General features: G+C 58.3%; 3 protein-coding genes. 1 reads left to right on the top strand and 2 read right to left on the bottom strand.

The window, feature by feature from the left end; translation table 11 throughout:
- The first annotated feature begins 228 nt into the window (after positions 1 to 228).
- A complete protein-coding gene (locus J4E53_RS30430) occupies positions 229 to 423 on the top strand; it encodes a hypothetical protein (protein WP_092257736.1) in 195 nt (64 codons plus the stop codon).
- A gap of 156 nt (positions 424 to 579) precedes the next feature.
- Here J4E53_RS30430 and J4E53_RS30425 read toward each other — a convergent pair whose 3' ends face one another.
- Positions 580 to 1,119 carry a DUF2058 domain-containing protein gene (locus J4E53_RS30425; RefSeq protein ID WP_053124301.1) on the bottom strand — a complete coding sequence of 180 codons (540 nt, stop codon included), beginning with the start codon at positions 1,117 to 1,119 and terminating at the stop codon, positions 580 to 582.
- 26 nt (positions 1,120 to 1,145) lie between these two features.
- On the bottom strand, positions 1,146 to 1,979 hold the full coding sequence (gene mazG / locus J4E53_RS30420; protein ID WP_103310926.1) for a nucleoside triphosphate pyrophosphohydrolase: 834 nt from the start codon (positions 1,977 to 1,979) through the stop codon (positions 1,146 to 1,148).
- Positions 1,980 to 2,025: the final 46 nt, after the last annotated feature.

Below are 2,025 nucleotides of genomic sequence, written 5' to 3'. Positions count from 1 at the left end.
CTCGCTCCCACAGGGTTTGTGCTCATGGAGGATTACCACTGCAACATGAAATCTTCTTCATGAACAACACCTGCGACCGAATGCCGCGCACCACCTGGCCTGCAGGATTATTGCGATTTCCATGAAAACTTCTTAACGAACCGGGGCATTTACTTAGCACGCTATCCAAATCTATAACAAAGTCCTGCACACGCCTTGCTGCAGATAACAGAGATTGGAGCTTGCAAGATGACTGTGAAAGTAACTGAACGCGACGACGCCCATATGTCCCACGAAGGCATTGCCGCCGGTATCCGGATCTGGGATGTGCATCAACAGGATCTGCTGGTGGGCATGTTCCACTCCGAAACGGACGCCCATAGCTACAAGGCTGAACTGGAGCGTGAGGAACGGCTGCGCTCGCGTGAGGCGGCGGGATCGTAAGAACACCACAGCCCCTGTGGGAGCCGAGCTTGCTCGCGATGGCGGTATACCAGCCAGGTAATGTACTGACTGACACGCCGCCATCGCGAGCAAGCTCGGCTCCCACACAAGCTCGGCTTCCACAGGTTGTTTCAGCTCAACGACATTGCGCCGCTCTTACCACATCAAATCATCAGGAATCTGATACGCCGCGTACGGATCATCGGCATCCACTTCTTCGGTCTGGGTGTTGAGCTGGACGATGCGCTTGGGGTCGCGTTCCTGGATCTTCAGGGCGGCCTCGCGCGGGATCACTTCGTAGCCGCCGGCATGGTGGACGATCGCCAGGGAGCCACTGCTCAACTTGTTGCGCATCAGCGTATTGACCGAGATGCGCTTGACCTTCTTGTCGTCGACGAAGTTGTAGTAATCCTCAGTGGTCAGCTTCGGCAGGCGCGAGACTTCGATCAATTGCTTGATCTGCGCGGCCCGGGCCTTCTGCTCGACCTTTTCCTGCTGCTGCCGGTTGAGTTCCTGGTCGCGCTTGACCTTTTCGGCCATGGCTTCCTGGGCGGCACGCTGCTGGGAATCATCCAGTTCGATCTGGCCTTTGTGGGCCAGGCGCTGCTGTTTCTGTTTCTCTTTGCCGACCTGCTTGGCCTGCTTTTGGTTGACCAGCCCTGCTTTGAGCAACTGGTCGCGAAGGGAAAGGCTCATGGTGCTTACTCACTTAGGCAACGGCCTCAGCCACAGCTGGGCAAATTCTTTTCCTGACGTTTGGCTTCGCCCCACAAGGCGTCCAACTCTTCGAGGGTGCAATCTTCCATGGGACGGTGGGTGTCGCGCAATGCCTGTTCGATAAATCGGAATCGCCGCTCGAACTTCCCGTTGGCATCGCGCAGCGCGGTTTCCGGGTCGACCTTGAGGTGGCGAGCCAGGTTCACCACGCTGAACAACAGATCGCCGATCTCGTCGCTGATAGCCACCGGATCGTTGTCGGCCATGGCTTCGAGCACTTCGTCCAGTTCCTCGCGGACTTTGTCGAGCACCGGCAAAGGACCTGGCCAGTCGAAACCGACCTGCCCCGCACGCTTTTGCAATTTCGCCGAGCGGGACAACGCCGGCAGCGCCCCCGGTACATCGTCGAGCAGCGACAACTGCTCGGGCGCCAAGGCTTTCTCGGCCCGTTCCTCAGCCTTGATTTCTTCCCAGCGCTGCTTGACCTGCTCTTCGCTCAAGCGCGGGATATCCACGGGCGCATACAGGTCACCGGTAGGAAACACATGGGGATGGCGGCGGATCAGCTTGCGGGTGATGCTGTCGACCACGCCGGCGAATTCGAAGCGATTTTCTTCCCGGGCCAACTGGCTGTAATACACCACCTGGAACAACAGGTCGCCCAACTCGCCCTGCAGGTGATCGAAATCGCCGCGCTCGATCGCATCGGCCACCTCGTAGGCTTCTTCAAGCGTATGAGGAACGATGGTGGCGTAGGTTTGCTTGATGTCCCACGGGCAGCCGTACTGCGGGTCCCGCAGGCGGTTCATGAGGTGGAGCAGGTCTTCGAGGCTGTACATCAATCCATCCCATCACACAAAAATCTTGTGGGGGCGGGCCAGTGGG

The sequence above is a fragment of the Pseudomonas sp. FW305-28 genome, from assembly GCF_017351395.1.
In the GTDB taxonomy this organism is placed as follows: domain Bacteria; phylum Pseudomonadota; class Gammaproteobacteria; order Pseudomonadales; family Pseudomonadaceae; genus Aquipseudomonas; species Aquipseudomonas fluorescens_AA.
This window is presented reverse-complemented; position numbering and strand designations above follow the sequence as displayed.